General features: G+C 43.9%; 18 protein-coding genes. 14 read left to right on the top strand and 4 right to left on the bottom strand.

What is annotated here, in order from left to right:
* Nucleotides 1-156 precede the first annotated feature (156 nt).
* Entirely contained in the window at nt 157-1,620 is a 1,464-nt protein-coding gene (gene crtD / locus ACFPIK_RS06795; RefSeq protein ID WP_377913553.1) for a 1-hydroxycarotenoid 3,4-desaturase CrtD, read from the top strand.
* Nucleotides 1,621-1,738: 118 nt separating this feature from the next.
* Here the strand turns inward: crtD and ACFPIK_RS06790 are convergent, their stop codons facing one another.
* A complete protein-coding gene (locus tag ACFPIK_RS06790; protein WP_377913551.1) occupies nt 1,739-2,161 on the bottom strand; it encodes a nucleoside-diphosphate kinase in 423 nt (140 codons plus the stop codon).
* Nucleotides 2,162-2,347: 186 nt separating this feature from the next.
* Between ACFPIK_RS06790 and ACFPIK_RS06785 the strand changes: the two genes are divergently transcribed.
* Genes ACFPIK_RS06785 through ACFPIK_RS06770 form a run of 4 tightly spaced genes read left to right on the top strand, consistent with a single transcriptional unit; the run spans nt 2,348 to nt 5,499 of the window.
* The gene (locus ACFPIK_RS06785; protein ID WP_377913549.1) at nt 2,348-3,382 is read left to right on the top strand and encodes a DHH family phosphoesterase; all 1,035 of its coding nucleotides are present in this window, start codon (nt 2,348-2,350) and stop codon (nt 3,380-3,382) included.
* 40 nt (nt 3,383-3,422) lie between these two features.
* A complete protein-coding gene (locus ACFPIK_RS06780; RefSeq protein WP_377913547.1) occupies nt 3,423-4,349 on the top strand; it encodes an FKBP-type peptidyl-prolyl cis-trans isomerase in 927 nt (308 codons plus the stop codon).
* Between the two features lie 35 nt (nt 4,350-4,384).
* Nucleotides 4,385-4,945 carry an FKBP-type peptidyl-prolyl cis-trans isomerase gene (locus tag ACFPIK_RS06775; protein WP_377913545.1) on the top strand — a complete coding sequence of 187 codons (561 nt, stop codon included), beginning with the start codon at nt 4,385-4,387 and terminating at the stop codon, nt 4,943-4,945.
* The gene (locus ACFPIK_RS06770; protein WP_377913543.1) at nt 4,942-5,499 is read left to right on the top strand and encodes an FKBP-type peptidyl-prolyl cis-trans isomerase; all 558 of its coding nucleotides are present in this window, start codon (nt 4,942-4,944) and stop codon (nt 5,497-5,499) included. The genes ACFPIK_RS06775 and ACFPIK_RS06770 overlap by 4 nt, the downstream gene beginning before the upstream one ends.
* 9 nt (nt 5,500-5,508) lie before the next feature.
* On the opposite strand, the gene ACFPIK_RS06765 is transcribed toward ACFPIK_RS06770, so the two are convergent.
* Nucleotides 5,509-6,102, bottom strand: a complete 594-nt coding sequence (locus ACFPIK_RS06765) for a methyltransferase family protein (RefSeq protein WP_377913541.1) — start codon at nt 6,100-6,102, stop codon at nt 5,509-5,511.
* Between the two features lie 33 nt (nt 6,103-6,135).
* On the opposite strand from ACFPIK_RS06765, the gene ACFPIK_RS06760 reads away from it, so the two are divergent.
* A complete protein-coding gene (locus ACFPIK_RS06760) occupies nt 6,136-7,362 on the top strand; it encodes an NAD(P)-dependent oxidoreductase (RefSeq protein ID WP_377913539.1) in 1,227 nt (408 codons plus the stop codon).
* The gene (deoC, locus tag ACFPIK_RS06755; RefSeq protein ID WP_377913537.1) at nt 7,355-8,020 is read left to right on the top strand and encodes a deoxyribose-phosphate aldolase; all 666 of its coding nucleotides are present in this window, start codon (nt 7,355-7,357) and stop codon (nt 8,018-8,020) included. Before ACFPIK_RS06760 ends, deoC begins: the two co-directional genes overlap by 8 nt.
* Here the strand turns inward: deoC and ACFPIK_RS06750 are convergent.
* The gene (locus ACFPIK_RS06750) at nt 8,017-9,129 is read right to left on the bottom strand and encodes a Na/Pi symporter (protein ID WP_377913535.1); all 1,113 of its coding nucleotides are present in this window, start codon (nt 9,127-9,129) and stop codon (nt 8,017-8,019) included. The genes deoC and ACFPIK_RS06750 overlap by 4 nt on opposite strands.
* 213 nt (nt 9,130-9,342) lie before the next feature.
* On the opposite strand from ACFPIK_RS06750, the gene ACFPIK_RS06745 reads away from it, so the two are divergent.
* From ACFPIK_RS06745 to ACFPIK_RS06720, 6 genes are all read left to right on the top strand, one after another.
* Nucleotides 9,343-10,479, top strand: coding sequence for a hypothetical protein (locus tag ACFPIK_RS06745; RefSeq protein WP_377913533.1), 1,137 nt, complete (start codon nt 9,343-9,345; stop codon nt 10,477-10,479).
* Between the two features lie 40 nt (nt 10,480-10,519).
* Entirely contained in the window at nt 10,520-10,936 is a 417-nt protein-coding gene (locus tag ACFPIK_RS06740; RefSeq protein ID WP_465251613.1) for a nucleoside deaminase, read from the top strand.
* 101 nt (nt 10,937-11,037) lie between these two features.
* Nucleotides 11,038-11,643, top strand: a complete 606-nt coding sequence (locus ACFPIK_RS06735; RefSeq protein ID WP_377913529.1) for a superoxide dismutase — start codon at nt 11,038-11,040, stop codon at nt 11,641-11,643.
* Nucleotides 11,644-11,844: 201 nt separating this feature from the next.
* A complete protein-coding gene (locus ACFPIK_RS06730) occupies nt 11,845-14,280 on the top strand; it encodes an outer membrane beta-barrel protein (RefSeq protein ID WP_377913527.1) in 2,436 nt (811 codons plus the stop codon).
* Nucleotides 14,281-14,393: 113 nt separating this feature from the next.
* Nucleotides 14,394-15,041, top strand: a complete 648-nt coding sequence (locus tag ACFPIK_RS06725; protein ID WP_377913525.1) for a TatD family hydrolase — start codon at nt 14,394-14,396, stop codon at nt 15,039-15,041.
* A complete protein-coding gene (locus ACFPIK_RS06720; protein WP_377913523.1) occupies nt 15,038-15,763 on the top strand; it encodes a tRNA threonylcarbamoyladenosine dehydratase in 726 nt (241 codons plus the stop codon). The genes ACFPIK_RS06725 and ACFPIK_RS06720 overlap by 4 nt, the downstream gene beginning before the upstream one ends.
* On the opposite strand, the gene ACFPIK_RS06715 is transcribed toward ACFPIK_RS06720, so the two are convergent.
* Nucleotides 15,764-16,228, bottom strand: coding sequence for a MaoC family dehydratase (locus tag ACFPIK_RS06715; protein WP_377913521.1), 465 nt, complete (start codon nt 16,226-16,228; stop codon nt 15,764-15,766).
* Between the two features lie 181 nt (nt 16,229-16,409).
* On the opposite strand from ACFPIK_RS06715, the gene mtgA reads away from it, so the two are divergent.
* Complete coding sequence (gene mtgA / locus ACFPIK_RS06710) at nt 16,410-17,105, top strand: monofunctional biosynthetic peptidoglycan transglycosylase (RefSeq protein ID WP_377913519.1); 696 nt, start codon at nt 16,410-16,412, stop codon at nt 17,103-17,105.
* Nucleotides 17,106-17,120: the final 15 nt, after the last annotated feature.

Raw genomic sequence — 17,120 nt, 5'->3', positions numbered from 1 at the left:
CGTTTGCCGCCCTTTTTTAAAGCCTATCCTGTACTTGATTGATTTGAAGGGATTTGCCTATGCTGTTTCTCCTTCATCACCAATATTTCTTCCTTTTCCCTAAACATTTTCCTTCAAAAACCGGATCTTACCTTGTCTCATCACCACCTTAAGGAAATGAAAACAGCTTTGATTGTGGGTTCCGGAATAGCCGGAATAGCCGCATCTATCAGAATGGCCCTGAAGGGTTATCGGGTCGAGGTCTTCGAGGCCAATGCCTACCCGGGAGGAAAGCTCTCGGAGATCGAGATTCAAGGCTACCGATTTGATGCCGGACCCTCCCTTTTTACGCTGCCTGATCAGGTGGAGGAGCTGTTTAGACTGGCAGGAAAAGACCCTAAGGAGCACTTTGAGTACCAGAAGCTGGACGTGGCCTGCCATTATTTCTGGGAAGATGGAAGTACCATCAAGGCGTGGGCTGATCCGAATCGCTTTGCCGAAGAGGTGGAGACCCAATTGGGCGAACCGGCAGTGAATATCCGACAGGCATTGAAGCGTTCGGCATTTATCTATGATCATCTGGCGCCCCTGTTTATGCATCGCTCCCTGCATCAGTTGGGAACTTGGATAGGTCCACAGGCCCTGAAGTCCTATCTGAAGATGGGAAAGCTGGGGATCTTTTCGACTATGAACAAAGCTAATGAGGCGCTTTTTGCACAGCCTAAACTGGTGCAACTTTTTAACAGGTATGCAACTTACAACGGCTCGGACCCCTTCCAGACTCCCGCCACGCTGAATATCATTCCTCACCTGGAGTTTAATATCGGTGCCTTTTTTCCCAAAAAGGGCATGCACGACATCACTCTCAGCCTCTATCGCTTGGCGCTTTCACTGGGTGTGAACTACCACTTCAATGCTCCCGTGGAGGAAATCTTGGTGGAAAATGGGAAAGCTATTGGCCTCCGGGTGAAAGGGGAGCGTGTTACCGGAGATGTGGTGATCAATAACATGGACATGGTCAACGCCTACAAGACCATCCTGAAAAACCAAAAGCAGCCCAAAAAGCTGCTCGAGCAGCCCAAGTCCAGTTCGGCTCTGATTTTCTATTGGGGGATCAAAAAAGTGTTTCCTGAGTTGGATCTTCATAACATTCTCTTTTCGGACGATTACAAAACCGAGTTTGAGCATATTTTCAAAAAGGGAAGTATCTACCAGGACCCTACAGTCTATATCAATATCACCTCGGTGTACAAGGAGGATGATGCACCAGCGGGATGTATGAATTGGTTTACCATGATCAATGTGCCCAACAATCAGGGTCAGGATTGGGATCAGCTTATCGAGGAAGCAAGAAAAAACATCATTGCCAAGGTCAACCGAATCCTTAAGACCGATCTGGAACCTTTGATCGAAGTGGAGGAAATCCTTGAGCCGCGTTCCATTGAATCCAAAACCTCCTCAGCTCAAGGGGCACTCTACGGTAATAGTAGCAACAATCGTTTTGCAGCATTTCTCCGCCACGCCAACTATTCCTCCGATATCAAAAACCTGTACTTCTGCGGAGGCAGTGTGCACCCAGGGGGAGGCATTCCGCTGTCTTTGTTATCGGCAAAGATTATGACGGAGTTTGTTGAAAAGTAGTGAAGCGGTCAGTCTCAGTGATCAGAGACTGTTTACTGATCACTGAACACTGATCTCTAGACTAAAAAAGCCATCCAAAGCTGCTTCTGGATGGCTTTTTTGTGTTTTAGTACCTAGATCAGATCACGCGCTCGTATTGGTTGAAGAAGAAGCTGCCTTCGATAGCTGCATTTTCGTCAGAGTCGGATCCGTGTACCGCGTTGGCTTCGATGGATTTTGCGAAGATTTTTCTGATGGTTCCTTCCGCAGCATTTGCCGGATTGGTAGCACCGATAAGCGTACGGAAATCTTCTACGGCATTATCCTTTTCCAAGATAGCAGCTACAATAGGTCCAGAGGACATGTACTTGCATAGGTCAGCGTAAAATGGTCTTTCGCTGTGCACCGCGTAAAACTTTCCAGCCAGTTCTTGAGTCAATCGGGTAGCTTTCATGGCCACGATTTTAAAGCCTGCTTCTTCGATCATTTTCAGGATAGCGCCTGAGTTTCCGGCTTCAAAAGCATCCGGCTTGATCATGGTGAATGTTCTGTTTCCTGCCATGGGTTTGGGATTTGCATTGGTTTATTTCGGGCGCAAAAATAGGAGTTTTCGTTTTAGTATCTCCTATGCCCTCCAGAAATATCCGCTAGATGCTTCATTATCAGGAATCTTGATACTTTGGGAATTCTGGAAAATTTCCTGACATTTGCACCCTACTGGAGCCAGATGTGCCGCTGATTTGATCTAATGGAAGCTTTAGCTACGTTTAAAAAAGAACTTTCCTCCCCCAAGAATATTTTCATTACCACCCACGTGAAGCCGGATGCGGACGCGTTGGGTTCTTCTCTGGGGCTTGCCAATTACCTGATTAAGAAAGGCCATAAGGTGACAGTAGTTACCCCTACAGATTATCCCTATTTTTTGACTTGGATGAAAGGCAACGATGAGGTCTTGGATTTTTCCAAACCTTCGGAAAAGGCTCAAGCACAATCCAGACTGGAGGAAGCGGATATGATCTTTTGCCTTGACTTTTCGGTATTAAATCGGGTAAACGAATTGGGGGAATTGATCCGGAAGTCAAAAGCCTTTGTGGTCAATATCGATCATCATCAAGACCCTGAAGACTTTGCACATTTCAGATACTGGAGTACCAAAGCCGCCGCGACCTGCGAGTTAGTATATGAACTCATTGTCGAATTAGGCGATGAATCGCTCATTGATAAAGACATCGCAGAGTGTCTTTACGCAGGGATTATGACCGATACAGGTGGCTTTAGGCATCCAAATACCACAAAAAATGTCCATTTGGTGGTTGCCGAATTACTGGACAAAGGAGCCGATTCATCCCAAATCGCCAACCTCATCTATGATTCCAATTCAGTAAACAGGCTGAAGTTTATAGGATTTGCTATCACCAGACGGCTAGTGGTCAGGGAAGATCTTCACACAGCGTACTTTGTCATCAGTAAAAAAGATCTTAAAAAATATCAAAGCCAAACCGGCGACACCGAAGGTTTGGTGAATTATGCCCTATCTTTGGATGGGATCAAGCTTGCGGCCTTGTTTTCAGAGCGAGAAGATGGAATTAAAATCTCCTTCCGATCCAGCAGCGATGTAGCAGTCAATAAATTTGCTGCGTCTCACTTCAACGGAGGAGGACATAAAAATGCTGCCGGAGGAAAATCTGCTCAAACGCTCAAAGAAACAGTCGAGCGTTTTGAATCATTGGTCGAACAGTGCCAAGTGGAGCTATTTCACTCAGACCCTGTCGTGGCAGATTAAATCCCTTGAGAAACCAAAATTGAAATACACTTACTCCTTTATGAAAAATTACAAAAGCCTAGTGGCGCTCTTTGCACTTCTTACCGGTGCAAGTACCATGTCTTCTTGTCAGAAAACCAAAGTGACAGAAAAAGACGCAATCGAATACACTTATGTAAAAGAAGGTTCTGAAAAGGCGACCAACGGCGACTTTCTGCTTTACAACTTGGAAATTTCCACTGCTTCAGATTCTGTAATCTACAGCACACTTACCCAGCCATTCCCAGGCTACCTGATGGCCAATGATTCCATCACCGCTCAAAACGGGATGGATGAAATTTTCCTTAGTCTAAGAATTGGTGATTCAATCACTTTTGAAGCTCCGGCAAAAATTGTATTCAGCGGAAATCAGCCGGCTCCTATCAAAGAAGATGATGTCATCAAAGTGAAATTGGGTGCTTATGCAGTCAAAACAGAAGCAGAGATGCAGGCCTTTTACGAGGAGGTGATGAAAAAAGAGCAAGAAAAAAGCGCTGAAAGAGCCAAGGCTCTGTTAGTGGAAGAAGCCAAGACCATCGATGCTTATGTGGCTGAGAAGGGTCTTACTGCTCAAAAAACTTCCAATGGCCTTTACTACGTGATCGAAAAAGAAGGAACAGGTGAGGCTACTACACCGGGTACGACTATGTATGTCAATTATGCGGGATACCTCTTGGACGGAACGCTGTTTGACACGTCTTTCCCTGAGATTGCCAAGGCAAATAACATGTTCAGTGAAGAGCGCCCTTATGAGCCACTTCCCGTGAATGTCGGAATGGGTCAAGTAATCCCAGGATGGGACGAAGGGCTTTTGCTTCTTAAAAAAGGGTCTAAGGCTAAATTCATCATTCCTTCACCACTTGCTTATGGAGAAAATGGTGCCGGAGCCTTGATTCCTGCCAACTCCATTTTGGTGTTTGACGTAGAGGTTACTGACGTTCAGAAATAAATCTGAAATACATTCAATAAACTAAACCAGAACATATGAACTCCAGATTATTCGCTTTTTTCCTACTTCTGGTCGGAGCAATCTCAGTTGTTTCTTGCATAGACCCTGATCAGACACAGGAAGTCATCTTGGAAAGAGATAAAGAAGCCATTGAAAAGTATCTTCAGGCAAATCCGATCACCAGTGTGAAGCAATATTCCGAGCCGATAGAAGGATTTTATATGTTCTGGCAAGTTTCTGCCAAGCCCGAGCGCAATGCGCTCCTAAGAGGAGATACCGTACGGGTCAATTATACCGGAAGGACACTCGATAAAAGGGTTTTTGATTCCTCCATTGAGCAAGTGGCTAAAGACAACGGGATTTTCGTTTCCACAAGAAATTACCAGCCGCTCAAATTTCCGGTAGGCCTTGGATTCACCATCACTGGGTTTGAATTTGCCATCTCGATGATGCATCCCGGTGAAAAAGCAACAGTTATTTTCCCTTCCAGACTGGGATATGGGTCTCAGGCAAATGGTACCATCCCGGCCAATTCTCCTTTGATCTTTGAACTTGACCTTATTGATGTCAAAAAGGGACCAAACTCCAATCCATGATGCGCAATTTACTTCCTCTCGCAGTTCTCTTTTTCATGACGCTAATGTCCTGTGAGACAACTAATCCTTTTGATCGTGGACCCGAATATGATTTCGCAGGAAATCTAGAAATAGATCGTAAAAAGATTGCAGGCTATTTGGATACTGCTAAGATAGACAGTCTGTATCGAATACATGACCCGAGCGGAGTGGTGGTCATTGTTCAAAAAGAAGGGGTTGGATCTCGACCTACCGACAATACGGTGATTTACACGGACTACATTGGAAAGCTAATGGAACTGGGAACGGTCTTCGATACCTCCATAGAAAGTGTAGCAAGAGCAAATAATATTTGGGTGGAAGGAAGGGTATACCAGCCATTTAGTTTTCTTCTAAAATCTTTTGGATCAGGAGTTATCAATGGATGGAATTATGGATTCAAGAGATTAAGGCCAGGTTCTAAGGCAGTAATGATTATTCCTTCTCCGGAGGGTTATCAAAATAGGTCAAACAATGATAAAATTCCGCCAAATTCCGTTTTGGTATTCCAAGTGGATTTCTTGGGAATCGACTAATCAAAGGGCCTAGTGCCCTTTTTTTAGTTTTATAGGAAAAAATGGGGGTACACTTTTTTGATAATCTAAGTAGGCGGAACCGTATTTTCTTAAAAGATTCTTTTCCTCAAAATAAATCCCAAAAGGGAGATAAACTGCCAGACAACTCAAATGAATCAATGAACCTACTGAACCTGACACTAAGCAATATCCTACAAAAATGAGAACCATGCCCAGGTAAAGTGGATGCCTCACCAAGGAATAAATACCACGGATGATCAATTTCTCGGAGGCATCAGGGCCTTTGCCGGAAAGTCCAAAAAAGAAAGAAAGCGAGATTTCTTTAAAGGAGCGAGAGGCCAACACAACCCCCAAAGTGGCCAGCATATAACCTGCATAGCTCAAATAGGGACTGCCTTCAATGAATGGTTGATTAGGTAAAAAAAGAGCTTGAATCAGGATTCCTAGGAAAAATACGACAGAAAATAAGGTGTAGAATAATCTATACCATTTCATCTCTTGGGGCCATTTTGCCTCCAAAAATCTTTTTAACTTGCCAGAGGCGAGCGCGGTATGTAGGGAATAGAATAAGACCCAACTGAGAATCATTAAGAGATTAGCCATAACCCAAAACTAAACCCAAGACTTTAGATTTTTATGAAAATTGGAATAATCCGCGAGGGAAAAGTACCCCCTGATGCACGGGTACCATTTACACCTTTGCAGCTCAAAGAGATTTCTGAAAAGTATGGTGCCGCACTGACTTTTTTGGTGGAATCCAGCCCTTTCCGATGCTATTCAGATGAGGAATTCCGAGCTCAGGGGATAGCTGTTGTGGATGATATTTCTCAGGCAGATTACCTCTTTGGGGTAAAGGAAGTCCCGATAGACCAACTGAAAGCAGGCAAGACCTATTTTTTCTTTTCCCATACCATCAAAAAGCAGATCAAAAACAGGGCTTTGCTCAAAAGTGTCCTCAGCAAAGACATCCGCTTAATTGATTACGAAGTGTTGAAGGATGAACAGGGTGAGCGTGTGGTAGCCTTTGGTCGATGGGCTGGAATCGTAGGAGCTTACAATGCTTTTTTGACCTATGGAAAAAAGACTGGGCTCTATGATTTACGACGTGCCTCAGCGTGTAGAGATTTGGATGATTTGAAAGATGAGCTAAAAAAAGTAACACTTCCACCAGTTAAGATCGTGGTGACGGGACAGGGACGAGTAGGCAAAGGAGCCCTGGAAATCCTTCAAATTCTCGGAATTGCCAGAGTAGATGCGCATGAGTTTTTGCATAGCTATTTTGAGGAACCTGTTTTTGTGGTCTTGTCTTCAGGAGATTTTAATCGCAGAAAGTCGGATGGTGGATTTGACAGAGAGGAGTTTTATGCAAACCCGGAATTGTATGAAAGCCATTTTTTAAAATTTGCGGAGGCCGGTGAAATTCTCATTGCCGCAGCCTATTGGAATCCCGGTGCTCCCAGGCTTTTTGAGTTGGAGGATATTAATTCCCCCGACTTTTCCATTTCCGTGATTGCTGACATTACCTGTGATGTGGGTGGTTCTATTCCTACTACCTTTCGGGCATCTACCATTCTTGAACCTATTTACGATGTAGATCGGGAGACAGGGACAGAGTTGCCGGCTTTTGGTAAGCAGACCAGTATCTCGGTGATGGCCATCGATAATTTGCCTTGCGAACTTCCCAGAGAGTCCAGCGCGGAATTTGGAAAGCAATTGATGAAATGGGTCATTCCTGCACTTTTCGAAGAAAATTCACCTATTCTTGAGCGTGCGACTATTGCTCGGGATGGAGATTTAACCTTGGAATACATGTATTTAAGTGATTTCGTTACAGAAGAAGACCAACAAAAAAACCATGAATAATTTCAATCGATTTTTGGAATCCACCCTACTGAAACCTACCATGACTGACAGGGAATTGGATGTGCTGGTTAGAGATGCGATCGAGGAGCAGTTTGTTGGGATATGTGTACCACCTTTTTGGGTAAAAAAAGTAAAAAGAGACCTTGAAGGCCAGGATATTCAAGTGGTCACGGTGATCGGGTTTCCCTTTGGCTTTGAAGATACAGCCACCAAAGTTGCAGAGGCCAAAGAGGCCATCAAAAACGGAGCAGATGAATTGGATTTGGTTTGGTCCCAGACGGCTTTTCATTCGGGGATGAGCTGGCCAAAGATAGAGATCGCGCAAATCGCCAAAATTTGCCACGAAGAAGAACGAATTCTCAAAGTCATCATTGAAACAGCCTATCTCAACTCAGACCAAATCCGTGAGGCTTGTCTGATTTGTCAGGATGCAGGAGCTGATTATGTGAAAACTTCCACGGGTTATGCTCCTACAGGCGCTAAAGTGGAAGATATTGCCTGGATGCGGGAAGTGCTTCCGTCGGCAGTTGGAATCAAAGCCAGTGGAGGGATCAAAACCCTTGATTTTGCATTGGATTTGATCAAAGCAGGTGCTGACCGAATAGGTACCAGCAGTGCAAAAGCACTCATGGAGGCTTGGCGAAATGCCAATCTTTAGTCTCTGCTAAAGTAAATCAGCAGGAATGGAATAATGAAAAAGGTCAGTAAGATATAAGCAAATCCCACTATCCTGTTTTGGACAGAAGTCTTTCCCATGTAATTGGCAATCCAGACCGGGATTCTTCTCACCTCAGGGAAAGGCAAAAAAATCAAAGCTCCCAAACTATTGAATAGGATGTGTACGATAGCCAAAGCGATGGCCGCCTCCGTTTTGTAAATGGATGCAATGACGGCTGTGATAGTGGTTCCTATATTGGCTCCGATGATAAAGGGGAAAGCTTTGGTAAGAGTCACTTTTTTATTTGCGACCAGAGGGACGACCAGTGAGGTGGTCACTGTACTGGATTGGACTGCAGCAGTGAAGAAAATGCCATAGAAGAAAGAGAGGCCCGTTTTCTGAAAAATCACCTTATTGATATCTTCAAAAGAGTCCTTGACAAAAGACCGGTACATCGCTGTAGAAAGAACCTTGATGGCAAAAAACACCAAAAAGACAGAAAGTAACATGGTCACAAATGGGATATTGATCTGATCCACGATCCAGTCAGTTAGTGTCCTGGTAAACATCCGATTGTAGATAATTGGACCTTCAAAGGAATTATCAGAAGCAAATAAACCAGCAATTTTGCCTGCAATACCGGAAAGGAACCCGAAGTAAATTTCCATAGGGAAAAGAATAACCACAGACAGGATATTGAAAATGTCATGGGAAATTCCTGCTGAAAGAGCCCTCCGAAATGCCTTCTTGTCCATGATATAGGAAAAAGATACCAATGTCGAAGTGAGTGTTGTCCCAATATTGGCACCCAACACGATGGGAACGGCCTGTTGCAAGGTAAGATTGCCGGAGGCGACAATAGCCACCACGCTGGCCGTAACTGTCGAGCTACTTTGAATAAGAGCCGTGACTAGTAATCCGATAAAAAGGCTTATGAAGGGATTTTTAGTGGCCTGAAGGATTTCCAATGCAACACCGCTATTGATCCGGCCCATCGCCACAGTCAATAAATCTATTGCAAAAATGAAAAGCAACAGTGCCAAAAAAACCTGGGCATACCTCAGGAGGTGTTTATTTCCGGATGGTTTTTGCTCCTCCAAGAGTTCCATTTAGGTTATGCTGTCAGAATTTTTAGAATTGAAAGTGAGAGATACTTCCAAATTTTAAACAGAATTTTAGGCAAAAGTTGAAATTTTTTTGCGAAAAGCAATCCAAAATGAGGGTTACAAAGAAGGTTTTGTCCTTAGTTAACAATTTGTTAACATAGCTTGCCGATTATCTTCTTTAATTTTGCCCAAGATATCTCATCACCTTCCAACACTATGGCTAAAAAGAAGCCCATTGATCAAAATATCAATCAAGAAAAGTTATCGAAAAAGACCTACTCCATTTTCGATTTTACGAGAAATGAAAAGCCTTTTTTGATTACCATCATAATTCTGACAGCAATTGCTGGATTGGTTACTCCCTACACCTATGCTGCGATGTGGTTTGGTTTTGCTTTGGCAGCCTATTCAGCCATAGCCAACGACAGTATTCAGACCATAGGCACGTTTATCGCATCCAACAACAACCGCCCTTGGTGGATCCTCTGGTTATTTATGGGAGTGATTTGGGTAGGTACGGTTACCTATAGCTGGGTAACTTTTTCCGGCGATGTAAGCTACGAGCGACTCAGTGTGCCGGGCTTGGAAAAAGCTCCTGAGAGTTTTGTATTTCTTCAACTGGCGGCCCCGATTGTCCTGTTGATTCTTACCAGAATGCGAATGCCGGTTTCAACCACTTTTTTGCTTTTGAATGTCTTCACGTACAAAGCCGGTACTATCCTGGACGTCATGTTCAAAAGTTTTGTCGGCTACCTTTTGGCATTTGTAATGGCGATTGTCGTTTGGTTTATTTTGGAACGCTTTGTAAAAAACTATTTAAAGGGCCAAGCCAAACCTTACTGGATGGTTTTGCAGTGGATCACCTCAGGTGTACTATGGTCAGTCTGGATCATGCAGGATGCGGCTAACATTGCCGTATTTCTTCCTAGACAATTAGACACTTTTGAATTTTCAGTATACGCGGGATTTGTATTCTTGGGACTCGGTTTTCTCTTTTATCTGAAAGGAGATAAAATTCAGGAAATCGTCACGGAGAAATCCAATGTGACAGATGTCAGAGCAGCTACTATTGTGGACTTGGTCTATGCAGTCATTCTTTTCTATTTCAAAATGTACAATAAAGTGCCGATGAGTACCACATGGGTATTTATTGGATTGTTGGCGGGTAGAGAATTGGCCATAGCTATTGGAAAGCATGGAAAAGCTAAGCGAAAAAATGCATGGCTTGTTCGGGCGTTTCGACTTGCAAGGAAAGATATTTTCAAGGCATTGATCGGTTTGATTGTGTCATTGATCCTGGCAGTCATCATCAACAAGGGAGTAAGGGAAGAAATCTTTGCCATGTTCCAATAAGAGATTTACCATTTTGGAAATTTTCACCCACGAGTATTTCATGAATGAGGCCTTAAAGCAGGCCAAATTCGCCTTCGAAGAAGGAGAAATACCCGTGGGTGCTGTCATTGTATCCAAAAACAAAGTGATCGCGAGGGCTTTCAACCAAACCGAAAAGCTCACGGACGTTACGGCCCATGCGGAAATTTTGGCGATTACTGCAGCGGCCAATTTTTTAGGGGCTAAGTACCTTACCGATTGCAGACTCTATGTCACCCTAGAGCCCTGCCCCATGTGCGCAGGGGCGCTCTATTGGTCGCAAATCGGGGAGATTTATTTTGCAGCATCTGACCCAAAGAGAGGTTTCCATCAATGCAATCCGGAAATGCTTCATCCTAAAACCAAGGTCTTTTCCGGGTTGATGGCCAAAGAATCCGAGCAATTGATGCTGGATTTTTTCAAAAAACTCCGGGAATAAGTCTTTTTTACAAAATCAGAACCTTTTTTGGCAAAGTCTGGTTGAGTTGGCGTAGTTTGTAAAAATAACCTTAACTAATCTTCAACTTAAACCTCATACTAATGGCTTTTGAACTCCCTTCCCTCCCTTATGCTTTTGATGCATTAGAGCCACATTTTGATGCCAGAACCATGGAAATCCATCACGGCAAGCATCACAATGCCTATGTGACCAATCTCAACAATGCGATAGCCGGTACCGACTTGGAAGGCAAATCTCTTGAAGAATTGATGAAAGTGGCAGGTTCTAACACAGCCGTAAGAAACAACGGTGGAGGTCATTGGAATCATAGTATGTTTTGGCAGATTCTTTCTCCAACTGGCGGTGGAGTCCCTACAGGCGAATTGGCAGCTGCAATTGATGCCAAGTTTGGCTCATTTGATGCTTTCAAAGAAACATTCAACAAAGCAGCTGCTACCCGTTTCGGTTCAGGATGGGCTTGGTTGTGCGTGGATGCCAAAAAAGAACTTTGCGTATGCTCTTCACCAAATCAGGACAATCCTTTGATGGATGTGGCAGAGTGCCCAGGTACTCCTATCATGGGTCTTGACGTATGGGAACATGCCTATTACCTACATTATCAAAACAGAAGACCTGATTATATCGCAGCCTTCTGGAATGTGATCAACTGGGATCAAGTGAGCAAGCGATACGCAGCTGCCAAGTAATCCTCAAATCAAGTAGCTCATAAGCCTAGGTCAAAAGCCTAGGCTTTTTTGTGTCCTAAACCGAAAATAAAACTGTACGATATTGGTACAGCTTTTTACCCAAGAAATTTGAAAACCTCAATTTTTAGCATTTTTAGCCGCTTTTTGTGCCTTGGCACTTCATTTTCCTAAGGGATGGATAGCACATGATTCAACATTAAAATGAAAACGACCAACTTATTTTTCCTAGCCATCTTTTTTTACCTGCTGGGAATAAGCAATCTGGCTGCATCTCCAAAAGAGTTAGCCAAAATCTCCGGGAAAATCGCCGACCAGAAAGGGCAGCCCGTTCCCTTTGCCAATGTGGCTTTGATCTCCCCCGATGGAGCCCTGATAGATGGAGCCGTCTCCGATGAAGAGGGGAACTTCTTGATCGAATCCGTCAAGACGGCCAAGGTGAGACTAGTCATCTCTTCCATTGGTTACAAGACGTTCTCTTCGGAGGAATTTGATCTCGCACCGGGCCTTGAAAAGAATTTCGGTGGCCTGACTGTAGAGGATGAAATGACCGGATTGGATGAGGTCACTGTGAAAGCTTCCCGTCCGGAAATCATCATTGAGCCGGACAAAACCATCGTGAATGTAGAGGGAACTGTCATGGCGGAGGGGGCTAATGCCTTAGACGTCATTGGGAGATCTCCGGGAATATTTGTGGATTCAGAGGGAAACATCAACCTCAATGGACGCTCAGGAGCTACTGTCATGATCAATGACCGACCTACCTACATGAGTGCGGTTGATTTGGCTAACTTCCTCCGATCCATGCCGGCCGATAATATCAAGAGTATCGAAGTCATCAATAATCCATCTGCCCGATTTGATGCAGAAGGTGCAGCAGGGGTGATCAACATTCAGCTCAAAAAGAATAATGTCGATGGGGTTTTTGGCAATATCCAATTGGGGGGTCAATACAATGGTCTTTGGGCACCTACTGTAGGAGCGACTCTCAATGTGAAAAAAAGTAAACTGTCTGCCAACGGGACACTCAATTACAATGAGTTTGCCAATTACAATGATCTGGAGATTAACCGAAATTTTACCACTACTCAAGGACTCTCCAATTTCTTTCAAGACTCTCGGATTACTTCCAGGTATAAGACTCCATCATTCAATGGATCGGCCAATTATGAAATCAATAAAAATCAAAACCTCGGTCTGAATATCCAGGCTTCTTCTACCTCGGACGTGACGACTAATCAATCCGAGACGGTAGTATCAAATCCGGGCATAGTTGAAAAAAGCTTTATCGGTTCTGTAAATGATTCTGGGGGTAAAAGACAGCGGCTCTTTACCAATCTCCATTATGACGCCAAATTGGATACACTGGGTTCCAAAATATCCGCAGATGTGGATTTTACCATCATGGACTCGGAAAGCGAGGCCATCCTGAGCAACAATTACTGGACTGGGGTAGACCCAAGTCTTGGCAATCGGGATAAGGTGCGTACCCTAAACGACATGTATTATACGATCCTGACTTCCAAGGTGGATTTGACCAAGCCTCTCAAAGGAGGAAAAATCTTGGAAGCCGGGGTCAAAGGGAGTTGGGTCGAATCAGACAATGATTTGGATTTGAGTAGAGCGATAGAGGAAGGGCCATTTAACCGTGATCCCAATTCCAATCGATTCATTTATAAGGAAAATGTCTTGGCGGCATACCTGTCGTTGAAAGGAGATTTCAACCCTAAATTGAGCTATCAGGCGGGATTGAGAGGGGAATATTCAGACATTTTGGGTAATTCGATCACCTTAAACCAAGTCAACAAGCAGGAATACTTCAACCTCTTCCCGAGTGTATTTCTACAGCATAAAGTGAGTGACAAGTACCAAATTGTCTACAATGCCAACCGAAGAATCACACGGCCAAATTATCGCTTGCTCAATCCGTTCATTTATTACATCGATCCGCTTACCTCAGAGCAAGGCAATCCCAATCTGAGGCCTCAGTATTCGACCAATTTTGAAATGAACCATGTGGTCAAAGGAGCCTATCAGTTTACCCTAGGATACAGTGTGACAGCGGATGCCTTTATGCAGGTCTTTGAGCAAAATCAGGAAGAAAGGAGTACCACTACTTTCACGGATAATTTTGACAAAACCAAAAATGCCAACTTCCGGGCTATCATTCCGGTGGAAATCCAAAAATGGTGGAATACCTCCAACATGGTCCAGGCAAATTACAACCAGTTTAAATCCCAATTGGGGCAAGATTTTCTGGATGTAGAGCAGATTTCGTATATGATCCGATCTCAGCAAAACTTCAACTTGCCAAAAGGCTTCAAAATGGAAGTAGTCGGGATGTATCTCAGTCCACAGATTTGGGGACAAGGTATGATCAAAGGATTTGCCTGGGTTGACGCGGGGGTGATCAAGTCCATCATGAAGGATAAAATGTCCCTTTCTGTCAATGGTACTGACTTATTCCGCAGTCAGGTGATCCGAGCCAAAGTCGATTTTGCCGATATCGATACCAGCTTTAGACAGTATAGGAGCAATCAAGGGGTGAGAGTTACTTTGAGATATAATTTTGCCAAAGGAGAAAGCTTCAGAGTACGATCCAGCTCCGGAAGTACCGAAGAACGCAACCGATTGGATTAATCCCTGAGCCTTTCCATAGTTGATCTGCCCCAAAAAGCGACAGGGTTTTTGGGGCAGATCAAATTCATGGGAATGGCTTTTTCTTTTCCCTCAAAAATCCTGAAGTTTATCCCATGCAACTTTGGGATTTTCATACCCATCAATCTGGTAAAGAATGCGCTATATTCAACCATCTAGCGCCTTTTTCATGGACTTCCTCACCTTGCTCGATGGGAATACATCCTTGGTATTTAGATCTTCATTGGGAGCAAAAACTCATTCAGATTCAAGCGGCTTCCCAAACATCAGACCAGGTAGTTGCCATTGGAGAAGCTGGATTTGATCGGATCAAAGGGCCGGAAATTTCTCTGCAAAAAGGAGCTTTTTATGCCCAAGCGAGATGGGCAAGCGCATTGGATATTCCGCTCATTTTGCATTGTGTCAAGGGACATGACCTTCTTTTGGAATATCTCAAATCAGAAAAAAATCCTCCTGCTATCATTTGGCATGGCTGGAACCAAAAGCCTGAATTGGCCAAGCAGTTGTTGTCCTTTCCGGTTTATTTTTCATTTGGAAAGCATTTGCTCCAAGAACACAGCAATGCAACAGAATGGCTGAAAGGGTGTCCAATTGACCGGCTCTTTTTCGAAACAGATGATTCAGGTTTGGAAATCGATTCGATTTATCGGGCAGCTTCCCTAATTTTGCGCCTTCCTGTGGAAAAGCTGGCCAGACAGGCCGTTTTCAACTGGAATACCATCTCCAAAAGAAAAATCAGATGAGTGAATTTGCTTGGTTGAGCCGTACCGAATTGATAGTCGGTCGCGAAGGATTGGAAAAGTTGGCTTCCAAACATGTCTTGGTAGTCGGTCTTGGTGGGGTCGGCTCTTTTGCCGCCGAATTTATTGCGAGATCAGGGATAGGTACGATGACCATCATTGATGGAGATACCGTCGATATTTCCAATGTCAACCGACAGCTTCCCGCTACCCAGCTTAATGTCGGTCAATCCAAAGCTGAATGGATGGAACAGCGCCTCCTGGCCATTAATCCAAGTCTCAAGATTACTGCCATCCGTCAGTTTCTCAATCCCCATGAAATGACCGCATTGCTTGAGCACAATGAATTTGATTATGTGGTGGATTGCATTGATAGTTTTACTCCAAAAATGCACCTGATCGAAGGGGCAAAAAATCGTGGGTTCAAGCTGGTGAGTTCCATGGGTGCTGGTGGAAAGGTAGATCCCACACAAATTAAGGTTGTCAATTTTGAGGATACCTACCAATGCAAATTGGCCAAAATGCTCCGCAAACGACTCAAGAGAAGAGCTATCTACGGAGGATTCAAGGCTGTATTCAGTACCGAAGAGGTGATTAAGGAAAGCTTGATGCTCACAGATGGTCGCAATTTCAAAAAGTCGGCTTACGGAACCATGTCTTTCCTCCCAGCGGCTTTTGGCTGTGCTTGTGCAGCTACGGTGATCAATGATCTCTTGGCTTCCTGATTATTGAAAGTGATATAGGAAAATCAATACGCCGGCGAAAGCCGGTTTTTTTTGATCCTTGATTTCAAGTTTTACATCAACTTCTGCTTTCACCGTTCCTCTGAGATTTGCTACATTTTTTAAAGAAGCAACCAGTCGCACTTCGCTGTCAACGGTCACAGCCTGAGCAAACCGAAGGTTCTCAATGCCATAGTTGATCATCATTTTCAGGTTTTTGACCTGCACAATTTGCTCCCATAGGTAGGGCACGATGCTTAGAGTAAGGTAGCCATGAGCGATTGTGTTGCCAAAAGAACCTTCTGCTTTGGCTCGTTCCGGGTCACAATGGATCCACTGATGGTCGAGAGTAGCATCGGCAAATAGATTGATTTGATTCTGAGTAATCCGAAAGTAATCCGAAGCGCCAAGCTCCAGACCATTGTATTTTTCAAAATCTTCGAAGCTGCCGATGGTGATGGGGTTCATAGGGAATGGGTTAATATTGGATTGCAAATCTAAATGAAATCGCAAAATCTTATGGGTATTTCGTTTTATCTAACTTTTTTCGAGGATTAACCAAAAGCAAAGATCAGCTACGTCAATGTCAAAATTCCCATTTTTTTCTAGCAAATTGTACGAATTAAAAACCACCCCTTAATTCATCTTTATGAAAGTCATCCGCTGGATTGGAAAGTTGATCTGGAAGATTTCCCTTTGGTTTTTTGGCCTATCGATCGGTCTGGTGATTTTGTATCGTTTTGTTCCTGTACCTGTCACTCCTTTGATGGTCATCCGATTGGTCGAGCAGGCCTTTGATCCAAAAAAGGATGTAAGGCTGTACAAAGACTGGGTGTCCATAGATGAAATGTCGCGGCATGCCGCTCAGGCGGTCTATGCTGCCGAGGATCAGAAATTTATGGATCACAATGGTTTTGACATTGAGGCAATGGAAAAAGCTTGGGAAAACAATAAGAAGGGAAAGCGAATTAAAGGTGCAAGTACCATTACTCAACAGACCGTGAAGAATGTGTTTCTGTGGCCATCGAGGAGCTATGTGAGAAAGGGATTGGAAGCCTATTTCACGGTCTTGGTAGAATTAATCTGGTCCAAAGAGCGGATCATGGAAGTCTACCTCAATGTAATCGAAATGGGAAATGGCATCTATGGGATCGAAGCAGCATCACAGACTTTTTTCAATAAGAGTGCTTCCAAACTTTCTCAAAGCCAGGCAGCACTGATAGCGGCAGTACTTCCCAACCCAAGACGTTGGAGTCCAGCCAAACCAACAGGCTATATCAGAGGCCGTCAAGCGTGGATTTTAAGGCAAATGAACAACCTTGAACCGTTGGGATTTGGCAAATAAAAATGGATTATTCCT

It is taken from the genome of Algoriphagus aquatilis (assembly GCF_042657405.1).
Taxonomy (GTDB): Bacteria; Bacteroidota; Bacteroidia; order Cytophagales; family Cyclobacteriaceae; genus Algoriphagus; species Algoriphagus aquatilis.
This window is presented reverse-complemented; position numbering and strand designations above follow the sequence as displayed.